Annotated in this window: 1 protein-coding gene; it reads right to left on the reverse strand. The window is 45.0% G+C overall.

The genetic code is table 11. The annotated features are described in order from the left end of the window. Positions 1-44 precede the first annotated feature (44 nt). A partial coding sequence (locus tag AB4482_RS19965; protein WP_372181491.1) for an IS5 family transposase occupies positions 45-687 on the reverse strand: 643 nt, incomplete at its 5' end.

Here is a 687-nt window from a genome sequence, read left to right on the forward strand (position 1 = left end):
ATCAAATCAGCTTGAAGATCAACGACACCATATGTAGCTAGCCGTTAGCTTCTAACGGGCATACCTAGTCCTATGACTTTGTTAATCGCTTTGACATTCGCCATGATTTCGCCCACTTGAGCGTTGTAACATCTCAAGCTCAATTTATCGCTTGTTAGTCCTTTATATCGGGACATAGCAGTCTCAGATATTGAACGATAGTGATAACCAGACTCTGTTTTCCATTCCGATATTGTTCCATCTCTCAGAGCCATTACCGCTTTGTTTCTGGGATGACCGTCTTCCCAAAGAGCTGCATTCTTTCGAGGCGGTATTAACGGAGTACAGCCTTTATTTTTCAGAGTCTCGTGGCAATTTTTTGTGTCATATGCTCCATCGGCGGATACGGCAGCGACCTTTCTACGTAGTGGGTTGAGTAACGTCGGTAACACTTCACTATCGCCTACATTTACAAGACTGACTTCCGCACTAATCGCTTCGTGAGTATCCACATCCACAGCTAAGTGCAGTTTGCGCCATGTCCTACGTTTTTCTGTACCATGCTTTTTCACTTTCCACTCCCCCTCACCAAAGACTTTGAGGCCAGTAGAATCAATGGCTATATGGCGAATAGCCCCTCTCGATTTATTGCGATATTTGACCTGAACTGTCTTCGAGCGTTTACTGATACAGGTGTAGTCAGGGGAC

This window comes from Vibrio sp. 10N.222.55.C7, assembly GCF_041473335.1.
Lineage (GTDB): Bacteria > Pseudomonadota > Gammaproteobacteria > Enterobacterales > Vibrionaceae > Vibrio > Vibrio crassostreae_C.